This window comes from Stappia sp. WLB 29, from assembly GCF_023507705.1.
GTDB lineage: Bacteria > Pseudomonadota > Alphaproteobacteria > Rhizobiales > Stappiaceae > Stappia.
In genome coordinates this window covers 434,872-452,456 of sequence record NZ_JALBGD010000001.1, presented here as the reverse complement: position 1 = coordinate 452,456, position 17,585 = coordinate 434,872, and the positions used below count along the sequence as shown (strand labels likewise).

Genomic DNA, 17,585 nt, shown 5'->3' with positions numbered 1-17,585 from the left:
GGGCAGGATGTACCAGCTTATCGTCTTTCTGCCCCTGATCGGCTTCCTGATCGCCGGCCTCTTCGGCCGGGTGATCGGCGCCAAGGCGAGCGAATACGTCACCTCCGGCCTGCTGATCGTGGCGGCCATCCTGTCGTGGATCGGCTTCTTCTCCATCGGCTACGGCGAGACCGCCGTGGTCAAGGAGCCGGTGATGCGCTGGATCACCTCCGGCACGTTCGATGCCGAGTGGACGATCCGCGTCGATACGCTGACCGCCGTCATGCTGGTGGTGGTCAACTCTGTATCCGCGCTCGTGCATGTCTACTCCATCGGCTACATGCACCACGATCCGCACCGGCCGCGCTTCTTCGCCTATCTGTCGCTGTTCACCTTCGCCATGCTGACGCTGGTGACCTCCGACAACCTGCTGCAGATGTTCTTCGGCTGGGAGGGCGTCGGTCTCGCCTCGTATCTGCTGATCGGCTTCTGGTACCAGAAGCCCTCGGCCAACGCGGCGGCGATGAAGGCCTTCGTGGTCAACCGCGTCGGTGACTTCGGCTTCATCCTCGGCATCTTCGGCCTCTTCGTCCTGTTCGGCTCGGCCGACTATGACGTGATCTTCGCCAATGCCCAGGCCTTGGCGGAAGGCGAGCCGCGCGTCGTGCTCGACTTCCTCGGCTACCAGCTGACCCAGGACGCGGCGCTGACCGTGACCTGCCTGCTGCTGTTCATGGGCGCCATGGGCAAGTCGGCGCAGTTCCTGCTGCACACCTGGCTGCCGGATGCGATGGAAGGTCCGACGCCGGTCTCCGCGCTGATCCACGCCGCGACCATGGTGACCGCGGGCGTGTTCATGGTGGCGCGCCTGTCGCCGGTCTTCGAGCTGTCGCACACCGCATTGACCGTGGTGACGCTCGTGGGCGCCACCACGGCCTTCTTCGCGGCGACCGTCGGCCTCGTGCAGAACGACATCAAGCGCGTGATCGCCTATTCGACCTGCTCGCAGCTCGGTTACATGTTCGTCGCGCTCGGCGTCGGCGGCTACTCGATCGCGATCTTCCACCTGTTCACGCACGCCTTCTTCAAGGCGCTGCTGTTCCTCGGCGCCGGTTCGGTGATCCATGCCGTGTCGAACGAGCAGGACATGCGCAAGATGGGCGGCCTTCGGAAGCACATCCCGCTGACCTACTGGATGATGGTGATCGGCACGCTGGCGCTGACCGGCTTCCCGCTGACCGCCGGCTTCTTCTCCAAGGACGGTGTGATCGAGGCGGCCTATGTCGGCCACAACGCCTTCGCCATGTACGGCTTCTGGCTGACCGTGGCGGCTGCCGGCCTGACCTCGTTCTACTCCTGGCGCCTTGCCTTCATGACGTTCCACGGCAAGCCGCGCGCGTCCGTCGACGTGATGAAGCATGTGCATGAGAGCCCGCTGGTGATGACCGTGCCCCTGATGATCCTTGCGGTCGGCGCGTTGTTCGCAGGTCTCGTCTTTGCCGGCGTCTTCATGGGCGAGGGCTACGAGGGCTTCTGGAAGGGGGCGCTGTTTACGTCGGAAGAGAACCACATCCTGCACGACATCCACGAGGTGCCGCTGTGGGTGAAGGCCTCGCCCTTCGTGATGATGGTGCTCGGCTTCGCGTTCGCCTGGCTCTTCTACATCCGCTCGCCGGAGATCCCGCGCCGCCTGGCGGAGCGTCACGACGGCCTGTACCGCTTCCTGCTCAACAAGTGGTACTTCGACGAGCTGTATGACGCGATCTTCGTCCGGCCCGCCATGTGGCTCGGCCGCCAGCTCTGGAAGAAGGGCGACGGGGCGACCATCGACCGGCTCGGACCGGACGGCATCGCCGCCCGCGTCCAGGACGTCAGCTCCTGGGCCGTGCGCCTGCAGACCGGATATCTCTATCACTACGCATTCGCCATGCTGATCGGCGTCGCCGCGCTGATCACCTGGTCCATGTTCTCCGTCGGGGGCGCTCACTGATGAGCAACTGGCCGCTTCTTTCGATCACGACCTTCCTTCCGCTGGTCGGCGTCTTCTTCATCCTGCTGGTCCGCGGCGAGGACGAGGGGGCGAAGGAGAACATGCGCCGCGTGGCGCTGATCACCACGGTGTTCACCTTCATCGTGTCGCTCTTCATCTGGGGCGGCTTCGATGCGGCCAATCCCGGCTTCCAGTTCCAGGAAAGCGGGGAGTGGCTGGGCGCGAGCATCGGCTACCGGATGGGCGTCGACGGCATCTCCATGCTGTTCGTCATCCTGACCACGTTCCTGATGCCCTTCTGCATCCTCGCCAGCTGGCAGAGCGTGCAGATGCGGGTGAAGGAATACATGATCGCCTTCCTGGTGCTGGAAACGCTGATGATCGGCGTGTTCTGCGCGCTGGACCTGGTCATGTTCTACGTGTTCTTCGAGGCCAGCCTGATCCCGATGTTCCTGATCATCGGCGTGTGGGGCGGCAAGCGGCGCGTCTATGCCAGCTACAAGTTCTTCCTCTACACGCTGCTCGGCTCGCTCCTGATGCTGATCGCGCTGATGGCGATGTACTGGAACGCCGGCACCACCGACATCCCGACGCTGATGTCGCACGGCTTCCCGGAAGGCATGCAGACCTGGCTGTGGCTGGCCTTCTTCGCCTCCTTCGCGGTGAAGATGCCGATGTGGCCGGTGCACACCTGGCTGCCGGATGCGCACGTGGAGGCGCCGACGGCCGGCTCCGTGATCCTGGCGGCGATCCTGCTGAAGATGGGCGGCTACGGCTTCCTGCGCTTCTCTCTGCCGATGTTCCCGCTGGCGAGCGAGATGTTCGCACCGCTGATCTTCACCCTCTCGGTGGTGGCCATCGTCTACACCTCGCTGGTGGCGCTCGCCCAGGAAGACATCAAGAAGCTGATCGCCTACTCCTCGGTGGCGCACATGGGCTATGTGACCATGGGCATCTTCACCATGACGGAGCAGGGCGTGCAGGGCGCGCTGTTCCAGATGCTCTCGCACGGCATCGTCTCTGGCGCGCTGTTCCTGTGCGTCGGCGTGATCTACGACCGCATGCACACCCGCGAGATCTCCGCCTATGGCGGTCTGGTGAACCGGATGCCGTTCTATGCGGTGGCCTTCCTGATCTTCACTATGGCCAATGTCGGCCTGCCGGGCACCAGCGGCTTCGTCGGCGAGTTCCTGACGCTGATGGGCGCATTCCAGGTCAACACCTGGGTGGCGCTGATCGCCACCACGGGCGTCATCCTGTCGGCCGCCTATGCGCTCTTCCTCTACCGGCGCGTGGTGTTCGGCGTGCTCGACAAGGAGAACCTGAAGTCGATCACCGACCTGACGCTGCGCGAGAAGGTGATCCTGGTTCCGATGATCATCCTGACCATCCTGTTCGGCTTCTATCCGGCGCCGATCCTGGATGCCACGGCCGCCTCCGTGGACGCGCTCGTCACGCAATACCAGGCCGCGATCGAGGCGGCCCACTCGACCGCCATGCTGGCGCAGTAAGGTCCCGAGGACGAAAGACGCCATGAACGCCTATTCCCAACTCCCGGATCTCTCGCCCGCGCTGCCGGAGCTGTTTCTCGCCGTCGGCGCGCTCGCGCTCTTGATGATCGGCGTGTTCGGCGGCCGCAGGATCACGCCCTACGTGACCGCGCTGTCGGTCGCGCTGCTGGCGGTGGCGGCGCTGCCGCTGCTGCTGCCGGCGCAGTTCGGCATCACCGAGACGCTGAGCTTCCACGGTGCCTTCGTGCTGGACGGCTTCGCCCGTTATCTCAAGCTGCTGACGCTGATCGGCTCGGGCTTCGCCATCGCCATGTCGGTGGCCTTCGCCCGCAACGAGAATTTCGAGCGGTTCGAGTATCCGGTGCTGATCGTGCTGTCGACGCTCGGCATGCTCCTGATGCTGTCGGCGAACGACCTGATCACGCTCTATCTCGGCCTCGAGCTGTCGTCGCTGGCGCTCTACGTCATCGCGGCGTTCAACCGCGACAGCGTGCGCTCCACCGAGGCGGGCCTGAAATATTTCGTCCTCGGTTCGGTGTCCTCCGGCATGCTGCTCTACGGCATGTCGCTGGTCTACGGCTTCACCGGCCAGACCGGCTTTGCGGCCATCGCCGCGGCGGTTACCGCGCAGGGCGGCTCGTCGCTCGGCCTGATCTTCGGCCTGGTGTTCATCCTCGCCGGCCTTGCCTTCAAGATCTCGGCCGTGCCGTTCCACATGTGGACGCCGGACGTCTACGAGGGCGCGCCGACCCCGGTGACGGCCTTCTTCGCCGCCGCGCCGAAGATCGCCGCCATGGGCCTGATGACCCGCGTCGTCATCGAGGCGTTCGAGCCGGTGACCCACGACTGGCAGCAGATCGTCGTCTTCATCTCCATCGCCTCGATGGCGCTCGGCGCCTTCGCCGCGATCGGCCAGAAGAACATCAAGCGCCTGATGGCCTATTCGTCCATCGGTCATATGGGCTTCGCGCTGGTCGGCCTTGCCGCCGGTTCGCAGGCCGGCGTCGAGGGCGTCATGATCTACATGACCGCCTACCTGGCGATGACGCTGGGGGCCTTCGCCTGCATCCTGTCGATGCGGCGCAAGGACGGCATGGTCGAGGAGATCTCCGATCTTGCCGGCCTGTCGCGCACCAACCTGCCGATGGCGGTGCTGCTCGGCATCCTGATGTTCTCGCTGGCCGGCATTCCGCCCTTCGTCGGCTTTTTCGCCAAGTTCTACGTGTTCCTGGCAGCGGTCGAGGCCGGGCTCTATCCGCTGGCGGTGATCGGCATGCTCGCCTCGGTGGTCGGCGCCTACTATTATCTGCGCATCTGCAAGGTGATGTTCTTCGACGAGCCGGCGCGCCAGTTCCTGCCGATGCCGGTGGAGCTGAAGTTCACCCTCGGCCTGTCCTCGGCCTTCGTTGTGTTCTTCGTGGTCTTCGCCGGGTCCATCGTTGAGATGGCCGGCACTGCGGCGGGGACGCTGTTCTGAGCACGCTCGCCTTCGACGGCCGGGTCCGCGAGGTGCCCGGCGTCGCTGGATACCGGGTTGCCGCCCACGCGGAACTGGGGTCGACCAACAGCGCCGCCCTTGCCGCGGCCGGAGAGGGCGACCCGGGCAATCTGTGGATCGTCGCCGGCCGCCAGACCTCCGGGCGCGGCCGGCGCGCCCGGCCTTGGGTTTCCGAACCCGGCAACCTATATGCCTCCCTGCTGACCATCGATCCGGTTCCGTCCGAGCGGATCGGCCAGTTCCCGCTGGTCGCGGCGCTTGCCCTTGCCGACGCCGTCGACGCCATGACCGGCTCCTACGGCCTCGTCCGGGTGAAATGGCCGAACGATCTGCTGGTGGACGGCGCCAAGATCTCCGGCATCCTGCTGGAGGCTACCATGCTTGCCGACGGACGGCGCGCGGTGGTATGCGGCTTCGGGCTCAACCTTTCGCATCATCCGGATCTGCCGGACTATAAGGCGGCGAGTCTTGCCGGGCTCGGTTTTCCGGTCGGTCCGGAGCGCGCTTTCGAAGCGCTTGCCGTCAGCCTCGCGCGGCACATGACGCGCTGGCGCGAGGCGCCGTTCTCGCAGACCCTGGACGACTGGCGGCGCCGTGCGGTCGGCATCGGCGCGCCGATCCGGGTGCGGCTCGAGGACCGCGAACTGAACGGGATTTTCGCCGGGCTCGACCCGGAGGGGCGGCTGGTGCTGGAGACCGGCGACACGAGGCAGACGATCGCCGCGGGCGACGTGTTCTTCGATGGCGCGGCTCTCGGAACGGCCGCCTCCGGCCAGCCGGCCGGCTGACGAGGAGATTGCAGGCGGGCATGTCGCGGATGCCCTGCCGGTGACCACAAACGCGACACGAGGCTGTCCGCATGCGGCGGACGGACCATATCGGCATTCGAACGACCGGCCCGGGGCGGGATCCGCAAGGATCGCTGCTGCCTGCCCGGTCCATACAGGAGCATTCAATGGCCACCAGAAAGAGGGCAGGCGGCAAGGGCACGGGCGAGAACGAGCTCGTCTTCGTCGCGCTCGGCGGCCTCGGCGAGATCGGCATGAACATGGGGCTCTACGGCTACGGGCCGGCCCATGACCGCCGCTGGCTGATGGTCGACTGCGGCGTCACCTTCGCCGGGCCGGACCTTCCCGGCGTCGACATCGTCGTTCCCGACATCCGCTTCATCGAGGAAGAGCTCGACCGGCTCGACGGCATCGTCATCACCCATGCGCACGAGGACCACTACGGCGCCATCGTGCACCTGTGGCCGCGGCTCAAGGCGCCGCTCTACATGACCCCCTTCACGGCGGCGCTGCTGGAGGCGAAGGCGGCAAGCGAGCCGGGCGTCGGCAAGATCCCGGTGACCGTGGTGAAGCAGGGCGCGCGCGTCGGGATCGGCCCGTTCGAGGTCGAGTTCGTCGCCATGTCGCACTCCATTCCCGAGCCCTGCGCGCTGGCGATCCGCAGCCCGGCCGGCACCGTGCTGCATTCGGGCGACTGGAAGATCGATCCGACGCCGGGCATCGGCCAGCCCATCGACACGCAGCGCCTGGCCGAGATCGGCGAGGAGGGCGTGGTCGCGCTGATCTGCGACAGCACCAATGCGCCGCGCGAGGGCTCGAGCCCCAGCGAGGCGGACGTCGCCACGGGGCTTGCCAAGGTCATCCGCAAGGCCAAGCGCCGTGTGGCCGTGACCACCTTCGCCTCCAACGTTGCGCGTATCCGCTCGGTCGCGCTCGCCGCGCAGCAGGCCGAGCGCGACGTGGTGGTGATGGGCCGCTCCATGCAGCGCACCATCGAGGTCTCCCGCGAGCTCGGCTATCTCGACGATTTGCCTGCCTTCCTCTCCGAAGACGCCTACGGCTACCTGCCGCCGGAGCGCGTCGTGCTTCTGCTGACCGGCAGCCAGGGCGAGGAGCGGGCGGCGCTTGCCCGCATCGCGTCCGGCGATCATCGCAATGTGGCGCTGTCCAAGGGCGACACGGTGATCTTTTCCTCCCGCACGATCCCCGGCAACGAGAAGGCGGTCGGCAGCATCATCAACAAGCTGGCCGAGGCCGAGGTCGACATCGTCACCGACCGCGACGCCCTGGTGCATGTGTCCGGCCACCCGCGCCAGGACGAGTTGGTGCAGCTTTACGAGCTGCTGAAGCCCAAGGCGCTTATTCCGGCGCATGGCGAGGCGATGCACCTGAAGGCGCACCGGGATCTTGCCATGCGCCACGGCATCAAGGACACGCTCATCGCCCGCAACGGCGACGTGGTGCGGCTGGGGACGGGCAAGCTGACGGTCGTCGACGAGGTGCCGGTCGGCATCACGGTCAAGGACGGTCTGCTCTATGGCGACGTCGAGGAGATGGGCGTCAACGAGCGGCGCAAGCTCTCCTTCGCCGGTGCCATCACCGTCAGCATTGTGATCGATGCCAAGGGTGCGTTGATCGGCGAGCCGATGGCGTCGCTGTTCGGCCTGCCCGAGACCGACCGCGAGGGCGACGACCTGGAGGACATCGTCATCGACGAGGTGATCTCCGCGCTGGAGAGCATTCCGAAGAACCGGCGCAAGGACGACGATGTCGTCGCGGAGGCGGCACGGCGCGCGGCGCGCGCGGCCGTGCGCGACTGCTGGGGCAAGAAGCCGCTGACCGAGGCTCTGGTCCAGCGCGTGTGACCAAATGACGGGTGGCGGGCGCGCCCGCCATGCGTCATGAGTGACGGATCATGACTGATGGATCATGACTGATGGACCGGGCGCTGCGGCCCGGCCATCGTTTCTTGCGGAGGGAAGCTGATGATCGGACGCCTGAACCATGTGGCCATCGCCGTGCCGGACCTTGAGGCGGCGACGGCGACCTATCGCGACACGCTGGGGGCGCGGGTGTCGCAGCCCCAGCCCGAGCCGGACCATGGCGTCACCGTCGTCTTCATCGAGCTGCCCAACACCAAGATCGAGCTGCTGGAAGCACTCGGCGAGAACTCGCCGATCACTGCCTTCCTGGAGCGCAATCCGTCCGGTGGCATCCACCATGTCTGCTACGAGGTGGAGGACATCCTCGCCGCCCGCGACCGGCTGGTGGAAAAGGGGGCGCGGGTGCTGGGCACGGGCGAGCCGAAGATCGGCGCCCACGGCAAGCCGGTGCTGTTCCTGCATCCGAAGGATTTCAACGGCACCCTGGTGGAACTGGAGCAGGTTTGACGACCTGCTGCTCATCTTGCGCAACGATCCCGTTAAAAAGGCAAAGCGGTGTCTCTCGTATCTTCGCTCGCGATCTATTTCGTCATCTGGTGGATCATCCTCTTCGCGATCCTGCCGATCGGCGTGGTGACGCAGGACGAGAGCGGGGAGGTGATCCCGGGCACCGAATCCAGTGCCCCCCAGCGGCCGCAGCTGCTGAAGAAGGCGCTGATCACCACGGTCGTCGCGGCCGCGATCTTCGCCGGGGTCTACTGGCTCAAGGTCTATTCCGGATTGACGCTCGACGACCTGCCCTTCAAGCCGCCCAGCAGCCGCTGACGGCGGCGCGGCCGCAGGTGCGGCAGGCGCTTGACCGGCCGCGTGCCGGTCATGGGTCCGTCGAGGGCGATGGCAATCGTCAGTTCGTGCTCGCAGGCGGAGATGAACTGCGCCTTCTGCTCTCCGGTGAGGAGAGACAGGTCGTCGCAGCCGAACCTGCGTCCCGCAAGCCCGCGGGCAAGCGGCATCTGGTCGTAGCGTCCCAGCTTCAGCAAGAGCTGGTCGAAGCGCCAGTCGACGGACCAGCCCGACTGGGCGGGCGCCTTGTCATTGGGATCGCCAAACAGCATTACGCACTCCCTCGGCAGGCTTATACCGCAATGTGGTGCCGCCGGTGTCGCCCTGCCACCGAAGCTCATGCGTGATTGCAGCGGAAATCGCCTGCTATCCCGTCGTCCCCGATCCATCCTCGGATGCACGCCGTGATTGCATCGTTATCTCACCATGCGGACCTCCCGGGGACTTGCGCATGCGTGCGGCTTGTCAGGCGGGCCGGACCCCGGTAAGGAACCGGATGAGGGTTTGCAGGTCCGCTTTGGCGGGCCGGCGCGAGACCGGGCCGGGCGCTGCCGGACCGGGGCAAGAACGCAAAAAGAGGCGTGCAATGGGCGATTACGAGCAGGTCCGCACCCACATGGTGGACAACCAGCTGCGGACCAACGACGTCACGGACCTGAGGGTGCTGGACGCGATGGAAAGCGTGCCGCGGGAGCGGTTCGTGCCGGCGTCCAAGCGCTGCATCGCCTATAGCGACCAGGACATCCTCGCGGCGAGCGGGGAGACCAGCCGTTACCTGATGAAGCCGCATGTCTTCGGCAAGCTGGTGCAGCTCGCTGCCGTCCAGCCGGGCGAGGTGGTGCTGTGCGTGGGCTGCGGCACCGGCTACAGCGTTGCGGTGTTCGCGCAGCTGGCCGGGTCGGTCGTCGGCATCGAGTCGGATCCGCAGATCGCGGCGGCCGCCTCGGAGCTGCTGGTGGAGCTCGGCATCGAGAACGCGGCGGTGATCGAGGGCGACCTTGCCAAGGGCGGGGCCTCGGAAGGCCCCTATGACGTGATTTTCGTCGACGGCGCCGTCGAGGTGCTGCCGCCGTCCCTGACGGCGCAGCTCAAGGATGGCGGCCGGCTCGTGGTCGTGCGCGGCCTCGGCGGGGCGGGCCAGGCCGAACTCCATGTGCGCTCGGGCGACGCGGTCTCCGGCCGTTTCGCATTCAACGCCTCGGCGCATCTGCTTCCGGGCTTCGAGCGCCCGAAGGAATTCGTCTTCTGACGGTTTTCCAGGGTTTTTTGCAAGATCGAGGGCCGCGCCGGACCGGTGTCCGCGCGGCCCTTCCATTTTCCGCAACGTGACTTTCGGGCACAGGTGTTGCCGAGAGGTCGCAGCCGCTTGCGAATGCGTGCGCGGTTACCTTTGAAAGGTTGTGTCGTGCCCGGCGGGAGATAACAGTAGCCGTGCCGTGGAACGTCTGCTGGAGGGCAGGCGGCCGGCATGCGGCGTTGCGGGACAGATCGCGGCGCGCAAGGGATCAAAAAGCGGCGGGCGCCCCTGGGGCGGACCGGAAAACCGCGGATCCGTACAGGCAGGATCATGGGTCACGGGGACCCGCGTCAAACAGAAGTCGGCCGCCGGTGATTCTGCCGTCGTGGCTGCTCCGGAGTTGTACAGGGGTGTTCAAGGTGAAGCGGACGGGTTCATGGCTCTTTGCGACCGCGCTTGCGGTGGCGGTCGCTGGCGTGCCCGCGACGGGACGCGCGCAGTCGATCGACCAGGCGTTGGCTCAGGCCTATTCCGACAATCCCACGCTGAACGCGGCCCGTGCGGCGCTGCGCTCGGTCAATGAATCGGTGCCGCAGGCGCTGTCGGGCTGGCGCCCGCAGATCTTCGGGCGCCTCGATGTCGGCGCGCAGCACACCAACAGCGATCCGGGCCGCTCGCGCTACGGCAACACGGCCTCCGTCGGCCTGTCCATTTCGCAAGCCCTGTTCCGCGGCTTCCGCACGGTGAACTCGGTTCGCCAGGCCGAGGCCGTGGTGCGGGCCGAGCGCGAGAGCCTGCGGGCGACCGAGCAGGCGGTGATGCTGGATGCGGCGACCGCCTATATGGACGTCATCAGCACCACCGCCATCGTCTCGCTGCGGCGCAGCAGCCTTGCGTTCCTCTCGGAGCAGGTGCGCGCGGCGCAGGACCGGTTCGAGGTGGGCGAGGGCACCCGCACCGACGTGTCGCAGGCACGGGCCCGCTACTCGGAGGCCCAGTCGGACCTCAACCTGGCGATGGCCAACGTCAACACCGCGCGGGCCATCTACCGCCAGGTCGTCGGCTCGGATCCGAAGTCGCTGTCCGCCCGAACCACGATCTACGGCCGGATGCCGCGCTCGCTGGACGAGGCGCTTAACCTCAGCGCCGCCAACCATCCGTCCATCCTTGCGGCGCAGCATCTCGTCGATGCCGGCACGTTCGGCGTCAAGACCATCGAGGGCGAGCTGCTGCCGACCGTCACCGTCGAGGCCGACCTGCAGCGCCAGTGGCGTCCGCCGTCCTCGCCCAGCACCGACACGGTGGACAGCGCCAGCATCTTCGGCCGCGTGTCCATCCCGCTCTACCAGGGCGGCGCCGTGTCGTCGCGCGTGCGGCAGGCGAAGGAAGATCTCGGCCAGACCCAGATCCAGCTCGATGTGGCCCGCGACCAGATCCGCGCCAATGTCGTCTCCGCCTGGGGGCAGTATCAGGCGGCGCTGGCCTCGATCCAGGCCGGCGAGGATGCGGTTTCGGCCAACCAGCTGGCGCTGGAAGGCGTCATCGAGGAGCAGCGCGTGGGCCAGCGTACCACGCTGGACGTGCTCAATGCGCAGTTCGATCTGGTCAACAGCCGGGTCAGCCTGATCAGCGCGCAGCGCAACCGCACGGTCGCGGCCTATTCCCTGATTTCGGCCATCGGGCGCCTGACCTCCGACCAGATCGGCCTTGCCGTGGCCCGCTACGACGAGACCGCGCACTACAAGAAGGTGCGCAACAGCTGGTACGGACTGAAGACGCCGGACGGCCGCTGAGCGAAAGCGGCGGGCCCGTCCCGCCCGCGCTCCCGCATCGGGAAGGACCGCTCCTGACAGTTCAGGGGCGGTTTTTCGTGCAAAATGGCCCGAATCGGGGAATTGTTGGCCCGTTCGGGTCGGCTCGGGGTCATCGCGGCGCGGTGGTGCGTTTCCCCCGGCGGCTTAACACGTTATAGTTTTTCGTGATCGACTCGGCAGTTCCGCCAAGGGCTGCAGACGGTCAGAAGCTTCCCGGCCTGCGGGCCGGACGCAGAGTTTTCGAGTGCGGGGATCGGTATGGCCAACGCCAGTCAAGCTCAAGAACCTTCAATGGAAGAAATCCTGGCGTCCATTCGCCGGATCATCTCCGATGAAGACACGTCTGCAGGCGGAAAGGCAGGGGCCGAGCCGGAAGAGGCGATGCCCGCCGCCGGCGAGGAGATGTCGCAGGACGACCTCGACAAGCTGTTCGATTCCGCAGGCGACGACGAGGTGGAGATCGAGGCCGAGGACGAGCCGGACACCGATGATGTCCTGCAACTGACCGAGGAGCAGGCCGTCGAGGCCGACGAGGTCGACCTCGATGCGTTCGACATGGTCGAGGGACTGGGATCCGACGAGGACGAGGCCGGCGATGTGGCCTTCGTCGACGAAGAGCCGGCGTCCGCCCCGCGCGCGGCGCCCCGTGGGTCTGCTGTTCCGGACGGCGAGGATCTGTTGTCTCCCGACGCAAACCAGGCGGTCCAGGCGGCGTTCCACAATCTCGCCGGCACGATCCTGTCCAACAATGCCCGTACGCTGGAGGATCTCGTCAAGGAGATGCTGCGGCCGATGCTGAAGGGCTGGCTCGACGAGAACCTTCCGCCCCTGGTGGAGCGGCTCGTACGCCAGGAGATCGAGCGGGTATCGCGCGGGCGCTGAGCCCTGGCGCTGCTTCCGCTCGAAACGCCGCCCACCGGGCGGCGTTTTCGTTTCCGGTGGCGCCCCCGCCACCGCGCGATGCCACCGCGCAATGGTTGACTTGGCGCCGCGCCAGCGAGTAACCACGCGATCAGTTCTCAAATCCCCGGGAAAACCGATGCTCGACAAGACCTATGACGCTGCCACAGTCGAACCCAGGATCGCCGAGACCTGGGACGAGGCGGATGCCTTCAAGGCGGGAGCCGGCGCCGAGCCGGGCGCAGCGTCCTATTCGATCGTCATCCCGCCGCCCAACGTGACGGGCTCCCTGCACATGGGCCATGCGCTCAACAACACGCTGCAGGACATTCTCATCCGCTTCGAGCGCATGCGCGGGCGCGACGTGCTGTGGCAGCCGGGCATGGACCATGCCGGCATCGCCACGCAGATGGTCGTCGAACGCCAGCTGGCCGAGCGCCAGGAGCCGGGCCGCCGCGACATGGGCCGCGAGGCCTTCGTCGAGCGCGTGTGGGAGTGGAAGGCCGAATCCGGCGGCATGATCATCAATCAGCTCAAGCGGCTCGGCGCCTCCTGCGACTGGTCGCGCGAGCGCTTCACCATGGACGAGGGCCTGTCCCGCGCCGTGCTGGAGGTCTTCGTCGGCCTTTACCGCGACGGGCTGATCTACAAGGACAAGCGGCTGGTCAACTGGGACCCGAAGCTGCTGACCGCGATCTCCGACCTCGAGGTCGAGCAGATCGAGATCAAAGGCAATCTCTGGCACTTCCGTTATCCGCTGGAGGGCGGCGAGACGTTCGAGGCGCCGGTCGCCTGGGACGAGGACGGCAACGCGACCGAGTTCGAGACGCGCGACTACATCACCGTCGCCACGACCCGCCCCGAGACCATGCTCGGCGACACGGCGGTTGCCGTGAACCCGGAGGATCCGCGCTACAAGGGCCTGATCGGCAAGCATGTGGTGCTGCCGCTGGTCGGGCGCCGCATCCCCATCGTCGCCGACGACTATGCCGACCCGGATGCGGGCTCGGGCGCGGTCAAGATCACCCCGGCGCATGATTTCAACGACTTCGAGGTCGGCCGTCGCCACGACCTGCCGATGATCTCCGTCCTCGACCGCGAGGCGAAGGTCCGCCTTGCCGAGAACCCGGAGTTCCTGAAGGGCGTTGCCGAAAGCGCCGAGCTGTCCGAGACGATCTCGGCCTACGAGGGCTGTGACCGCTTCGACGTGCGCAAGCGCCTGGTTGCGCGGATGGAGGAGCTCGGCCTGCTCGACCGGGTCGAGCCGCACACGCACATGGTCCCGCATGGCGACCGCGGCGGCGTGCCGATCGAGCCGCTGCTGACCGACCAGTGGTATGTCGACGCCAAGACGCTGGCCCAGCCGGCGATCGCCAGCGTGCGCGAGGGGCGGACCAACTTCGTTCCGCGCAACTGGGACAAGACCTATTACGAGTGGATGGAGAACATCCAGCCCTGGTGCATCTCGCGCCAGCTGTGGTGGGGCCACCGCATCCCGGCCTGGTACGGCCCGGACGGCAAGATCTTCGTCGAGCGCAGCGAGGAAGAAGCGCTGGAGGCCGCGCGCGCCCATTACGCCCGCGAGGTCGAGGTCGTCGACATGGAGGCGGCGCTCGCCCGCTGGGAAAGCGGCGGGGAGGGCACGGTTGCGCTCTACCGTGACGAGGACGTGCTCGACACCTGGTTCTCCTCGGCGCTGTGGCCGTTCTCCACGCTCGGCTGGCCGGACAAGACGCCGGAGCTCGCCAACTACTACCCGACGAGCGTTCTGATCACCGGCTTCGACATCATCTTCTTCTGGGTCGCCCGGATGATGATGTTCGGCGATCACTACATGAAGACCGAGCCCTTCCACACGGTCTACATCCACGCCCTGGTCCGCGACGAGAAGGGCCAGAAGATGTCGAAGTCGAAGGGCAACGTCATCGATCCGCTCGCCCTGATCGACGAGTACGGCGCCGACGCGCTGCGCTTCACCCTGGCGGCGATGGCAGCCCAAGGGCGCGACATCAAGCTGGCGACGGGCCGGGTTGCCGGCTACCGCAACTTCGTCACCAAGCTGTGGAACGCGGCCCGCTTCGTGGAGATGAACGGCGGCAAGCGTCCCGCCGGTTTCGATCCGGTCGCGGTGCGCGAGACCGTCAACCGCTGGATCGTCACGGAAACCGGGCGCTGCATCGCCGAGGTCACCGAGGCGCTGGAAGGCTTCCGCTTCAACGAGGCGGCAGGCGCGGCCTACCGCTTCGTCTGGAACACCTATTGCGACTGGTATCTGGAGCTGGCCAAGCCGATCTTCGGCGAGGGCAGCGAGGATGCGCGCGAGGAAACCCGCGCCACCGCCGCCTGGGTGCTCGACGAGATCCTCAAGGTGCTGCATCCGTTCATGCCGTTCATGACCGAGGAGCTGTGGGCTCGCAGCGTCGAGGGCGATGCCGGGGCCGCCCGCGAGCGGCTGCTCGTCCACACACGCTGGCCGGTTTCGGCGGGCGGCGACCAGTCCTCGGCGGCCGAGATCAACTGGCTGGTGGACCTGATCACCTCGATCCGCTCGGTGCGTGCCGAAATGAACGTGCCGGCCGGCGCCCGCGTGCCGCTGGTCGTCACCGGCGCCAACGAGGTTACCCGCCAGCGGCTCGCCACCCACGAGGCGGCGCTGCTGCGGCTGGCGAGGGCCGAAAGCGTTTCGCTCGCCGATGCGCCGCCGCGCGGTTCGGTGCAGATTGTCAGTGGAGAGGCGGTCTTCTGCCTTCCTCTTGCCGATTTCATCGATCTTGGTGCCGAGGCGGCCCGGCTTGCCAAGGAGGAAGCCAGGCTGGACGGCGAGATCGCCCGGATCGACAAGAAGCTCGGCAATCCGGCTTTCGTCGCCAAGGCGCCGGAAGAGATCGTCGTCGCGGAACAGGAAAAGCGGGCGGAACTCGTGGAGTTGCGCGACAAGGTCGTGGAGGCGCGCAAGCGCCTTGCCGATCTGTCGCATGCGTGATCCGGCAAGCTGAGCGAGGGAAGTGCGGATGAAGCTGGCTGCGGAGTTGCGGAGCTTCCTGCCCGGTGTGGCGGGCGCGGCGATCGTGCTGTTGACGGGCCTGTCGCCGGCCCTTGCCGAAAAGATCGAGAACCCGGTCGCCGTGTTCTCGGGCCTCGACAAGATCACCGGCCGCATCATCAGCTTCGACGTCTATATCGGCGAGACGGTGCAGTTCGGCGCGCTGCAGGTGACGCCGCGCCAGTGCAACACCCGGCCCGAGACCGAGGCGCCGCAGACCACCGCCTTCGTCGAGGTGGACGAGATCACGCTGAACAACGAGGTTCGGCGGATCTTCACGGGGTGGATGTTCGCGGCGAGCCCCGGCCTGCACGCGGTCGAGCACGCCGTCTACGACGTGTGGCTGACCGACTGCAAACAGTCCTCCAGCGTTGCCCCGCCGCCCAACTACAGCGGCCCGCCGATTTCCGAGGAAGCGGCCGCCGGCGAGGATCCGCTGGCCGGTACCAAGCCCGAACTCGGAGCCGAGCAGCTCACGCCGCGGCGCAAGCCGCCGATGTGAGGGGCAGGCATAGATCATGGCCCGAACGAAAACGGCGGCCGGAGAGATCCGGCCGCCGTTCGTATTTTCGGGTGAGGGCGCGCCCGCCTCAGGCGAGGCTGCGGCCCAGCCGGCCGGCCAGGTCCTGGATGAACTGGAAGGCGACGCGGCCCGAGCGGCTGCCGCGGGTGGTCGCCCATTCCAGCGCCTCGGCGCGCAAGGTCGCCGGGTCGTAGTCGAGGCCGTAATGCGTCACATAGCCGTCGATCATCGCCAGGAACTCGTCCTGGCTGCACTTGTGGAAACCGAGCCACAGGCCGAAACGGTCCGACAGGGAGACCTTCTCCTCCACCGCTTCGCCCGGATTGATCGCGGTCGAGCGCTCGTTCTCGATCATGTCTCGCGGCAAGAGGTGGCGGCGGTTGGAGGTGGCGTAGAACAGCACCGTGTCGGGCCGGCCCTCGATGCCGCCGTCGAGCGCGGCCTTCAGCGACTTGTAGGAGGCGTCGCCGCTGTCGAAGCTGAGATCGTCGCAATAGACGATGGTGCGGTGGCCGCCGGTCTTCACCAGCTTCATCAGGGCCGGCAGGCTCTCGATGTCCTCGCGGTGGATCTCGATCAGTTTCAGCCGCTCGGCCACGCCGCGGCGCGCCAGTTCGGCATTGACATGGGCATGGGTCGCCTTGACCAGCGACGATTTGCCCATGCCGCGCGCGCCCCACAGCAGGACGTTGTTGGCGGCAAAGCCGCTGGCGAAGCGCATCGTGTTGTCGACCAGCTGGTCGCGGGCCCGGTCGACGCCCTGCAGCAGGCCGATATCCACCCGGTTCACCTTCGCAACCGGCTCCAGCGAACCCGTGTCGGCCTGCCAGACGAAGGCGTCGGCGGCGGCGAAGTCGAGGGCGGGGCGCGCCGGCGGCACCGCCCGTGAAATCAGCTCGATCAGCGTGTCGAGGCGGCTGGCCAGTTGGTCGACCTGGGTCTTGTACTGCTGTGCGGGATCCATATCTGTGCCGTGGGTCTTTTGTGATGGGGCCTGCCGGGTCAAGATGACCGGTAGCAGAAGTGCGGGGGGAATTTCCTAGCACGGTCGAAGGCCGCGCCAAAGCCGGGAAAATGCCGGCGGATGCGGGCCGCGAACCGCGCGGTTCGTCTTGCAAAGACCGGCGCGACTTGTATAGTCCGCGCGACTTTCATTCAGGAGCCGGCCTCGTGGAGTGATCGCGAAAACGCGATACACGGGCGGCTAAGGGAGATGTACATGCTGATTTCGCCAGCCTATGCGCAGGGAGCCGGCGCCGGTGGCTCGACCGACCTTCTGATGTCGCTGCTGCCGTTCGTGCTGATCTTCGTGATCATGTATTTCCTGATCATCCGGCCGCAGCGCCAGCGCATGAAGCAGCACCAGGAGATGGTCGCGAACCTGCGCCGCGGCGACACGGTCGTCACCGCCGGCGGCCTGATCGGTAAGGTCTCCAAGGTGGTGGACGACGGCGAAGTGCAGCTGGAACTCGCCGAAGGGCTGAAGGTGCGCGCCGTGCGCAGCATGATCACGGAAGTCCGGTCCAAGTCCGAGCCCGTCAAGGACAACGGCTGACCTTTCCGGTCTAACCTTTTC

Annotated in this window: 15 protein-coding genes; 13 read left to right on the top strand and 2 right to left on the bottom strand. The window is 66.8% G+C overall.

Translation table 11 applies throughout. The annotated features are described in order from the left end of the window. Window positions 1–7: 7 nt before the first annotated feature. The 7 genes from nuoL to MNI96_RS02060 all read left to right on the top strand — a co-directional run bounded on the left by nuoL (window position 8) and on the right by MNI96_RS02060 (window position 8,474). Window positions 8–1,969 (top strand): NADH-quinone oxidoreductase subunit L, encoded by a 1,962-nt coding sequence (gene nuoL / locus MNI96_RS02090; protein ID WP_249689938.1) that lies wholly within the window; start codon window positions 8–10, stop codon window positions 1,967–1,969. Continuing rightward, window positions 1,969–3,480, top strand: coding sequence for an NADH-quinone oxidoreductase subunit M (locus tag MNI96_RS02085; protein ID WP_249689936.1), 1,512 nt, complete (start codon window positions 1,969–1,971; stop codon window positions 3,478–3,480). The genes nuoL and MNI96_RS02085 overlap by 1 nt, the downstream gene beginning before the upstream one ends. 22 nt (window positions 3,481–3,502) lie before the next feature. Next, entirely contained in the window at window positions 3,503–4,957 is a 1,455-nt protein-coding gene (gene nuoN, locus MNI96_RS02080) for an NADH-quinone oxidoreductase subunit NuoN (RefSeq protein WP_249689934.1), read from the top strand. 32 nt (window positions 4,958–4,989) lie between these two features. Beyond that, window positions 4,990–5,766: a biotin--[acetyl-CoA-carboxylase] ligase gene (locus tag MNI96_RS02075; protein WP_249689931.1), complete on the top strand. Its 777-nt coding sequence runs from the start codon at window positions 4,990–4,992 to the stop codon at window positions 5,764–5,766. Window positions 5,767–5,933: 167 nt separating this feature from the next. Continuing rightward, window positions 5,934–7,631, top strand: a complete 1,698-nt coding sequence (locus MNI96_RS02070) for a ribonuclease J (RefSeq protein ID WP_249689929.1) — start codon at window positions 5,934–5,936, stop codon at window positions 7,629–7,631. Between the two features lie 120 nt (window positions 7,632–7,751). Then, a complete protein-coding gene (gene mce / locus MNI96_RS02065) occupies window positions 7,752–8,156 on the top strand; it encodes a methylmalonyl-CoA epimerase (RefSeq protein ID WP_249689927.1) in 405 nt (134 codons plus the stop codon). A 48-nt stretch (window positions 8,157–8,204) separates the two neighbouring features. Further along, complete coding sequence (locus MNI96_RS02060; RefSeq protein ID WP_249689925.1) at window positions 8,205–8,474, top strand: DUF1467 family protein; 270 nt, start codon at window positions 8,205–8,207, stop codon at window positions 8,472–8,474. Here the strand turns inward: MNI96_RS02060 and MNI96_RS02055 are convergent. Further along, window positions 8,420–8,764 carry a hypothetical protein gene (locus MNI96_RS02055; RefSeq protein WP_249689923.1) on the bottom strand — a complete coding sequence of 115 codons (345 nt, stop codon included), beginning with the start codon at window positions 8,762–8,764 and terminating at the stop codon, window positions 8,420–8,422. The two genes, MNI96_RS02060 and MNI96_RS02055, sit on opposite strands and share 55 nt — an antisense overlap. A 314-nt stretch (window positions 8,765–9,078) precedes the next feature. On the opposite strand from MNI96_RS02055, the gene MNI96_RS02050 reads away from it, so the two are divergent. The 5 genes from MNI96_RS02050 to MNI96_RS02030 all read left to right on the top strand — a co-directional run bounded on the left by MNI96_RS02050 (window position 9,079) and on the right by MNI96_RS02030 (window position 15,988). After that, on the top strand, window positions 9,079–9,741 hold the full coding sequence (locus MNI96_RS02050; protein WP_249689921.1) for a protein-L-isoaspartate O-methyltransferase family protein: 663 nt from the start codon (window positions 9,079–9,081) through the stop codon (window positions 9,739–9,741). A gap of 398 nt (window positions 9,742–10,139) precedes the next feature. Beyond that, window positions 10,140–11,522, top strand: coding sequence for a TolC family outer membrane protein (locus MNI96_RS02045; protein WP_249689919.1), 1,383 nt, complete (start codon window positions 10,140–10,142; stop codon window positions 11,520–11,522). Between the two features lie 312 nt (window positions 11,523–11,834). Then, the gene (locus MNI96_RS02040) at window positions 11,835–12,425 is read left to right on the top strand and encodes a PopZ family protein (RefSeq protein ID WP_349629113.1); all 591 of its coding nucleotides are present in this window, start codon (window positions 11,835–11,837) and stop codon (window positions 12,423–12,425) included. 157 nt (window positions 12,426–12,582) lie between these two features. Further along, a complete protein-coding gene (locus MNI96_RS02035; protein ID WP_249689915.1) occupies window positions 12,583–15,426 on the top strand; it encodes a valine--tRNA ligase in 2,844 nt (947 codons plus the stop codon). A 28-nt stretch (window positions 15,427–15,454) separates the two neighbouring features. Beyond that, a complete protein-coding gene (locus MNI96_RS02030; RefSeq protein WP_249689913.1) occupies window positions 15,455–15,988 on the top strand; it encodes a DUF2155 domain-containing protein in 534 nt (177 codons plus the stop codon). Window positions 15,989–16,076: 88 nt separating this feature from the next. Here MNI96_RS02030 and MNI96_RS02025 read toward each other — a convergent pair whose 3' ends face one another. Continuing rightward, window positions 16,077–16,973, bottom strand: a complete 897-nt coding sequence (locus MNI96_RS02025; RefSeq protein WP_249689911.1) for an ATP-binding protein — start codon at window positions 16,971–16,973, stop codon at window positions 16,077–16,079. 255 nt (window positions 16,974–17,228) lie between these two features. Between MNI96_RS02025 and yajC the strand changes: the two genes are divergently transcribed. After that, complete coding sequence (yajC, locus tag MNI96_RS02020; RefSeq protein WP_249689909.1) at window positions 17,229–17,564, top strand: preprotein translocase subunit YajC; 336 nt, start codon at window positions 17,229–17,231, stop codon at window positions 17,562–17,564. Window positions 17,565–17,585 lie beyond the last annotated feature (21 nt).

Excerpts from the sequence above, each read along its gene's own strand:
- nuoL (WP_249689938.1), top strand. The coding sequence starts at position 8 with ATGTACCAGCTTATCGTCTTTCTGCCCCTGATCGGCTTCCTGATCGCC.
- MNI96_RS02085 (WP_249689936.1), top strand. The coding sequence starts at position 1,969 with ATGAGCAACTGGCCGCTTCTTTCGATCACGACCTTCCTTCCGCTGGTC.
- nuoN (WP_249689934.1), top strand. The coding sequence starts at position 3,503 with ATGAACGCCTATTCCCAACTCCCGGATCTCTCGCCCGCGCTGCCGGAG.
- MNI96_RS02070 (WP_249689929.1), top strand. The coding sequence starts at position 5,934 with ATGGCCACCAGAAAGAGGGCAGGCGGCAAGGGCACGGGCGAGAACGAG.
- mce (WP_249689927.1), top strand. The coding sequence starts at position 7,752 with ATGATCGGACGCCTGAACCATGTGGCCATCGCCGTGCCGGACCTTGAG.
- MNI96_RS02055 (WP_249689923.1), bottom strand. The coding sequence starts at position 8,764 with ATGCTGTTTGGCGATCCCAATGACAAGGCGCCCGCCCAGTCGGGCTGG.
- MNI96_RS02050 (WP_249689921.1), top strand. The coding sequence starts at position 9,079 with ATGGGCGATTACGAGCAGGTCCGCACCCACATGGTGGACAACCAGCTG.
- MNI96_RS02040 (WP_349629113.1), top strand. The coding sequence starts at position 11,835 with ATGGAAGAAATCCTGGCGTCCATTCGCCGGATCATCTCCGATGAAGAC.
- MNI96_RS02035 (WP_249689915.1), top strand. The coding sequence starts at position 12,583 with ATGCTCGACAAGACCTATGACGCTGCCACAGTCGAACCCAGGATCGCC.
- MNI96_RS02030 (WP_249689913.1), top strand. The coding sequence starts at position 15,455 with ATGAAGCTGGCTGCGGAGTTGCGGAGCTTCCTGCCCGGTGTGGCGGGC.
- MNI96_RS02025 (WP_249689911.1), bottom strand. The coding sequence starts at position 16,973 with ATGGATCCCGCACAGCAGTACAAGACCCAGGTCGACCAACTGGCCAGC.
- yajC (WP_249689909.1), top strand. The coding sequence starts at position 17,229 with ATGCTGATTTCGCCAGCCTATGCGCAGGGAGCCGGCGCCGGTGGCTCG.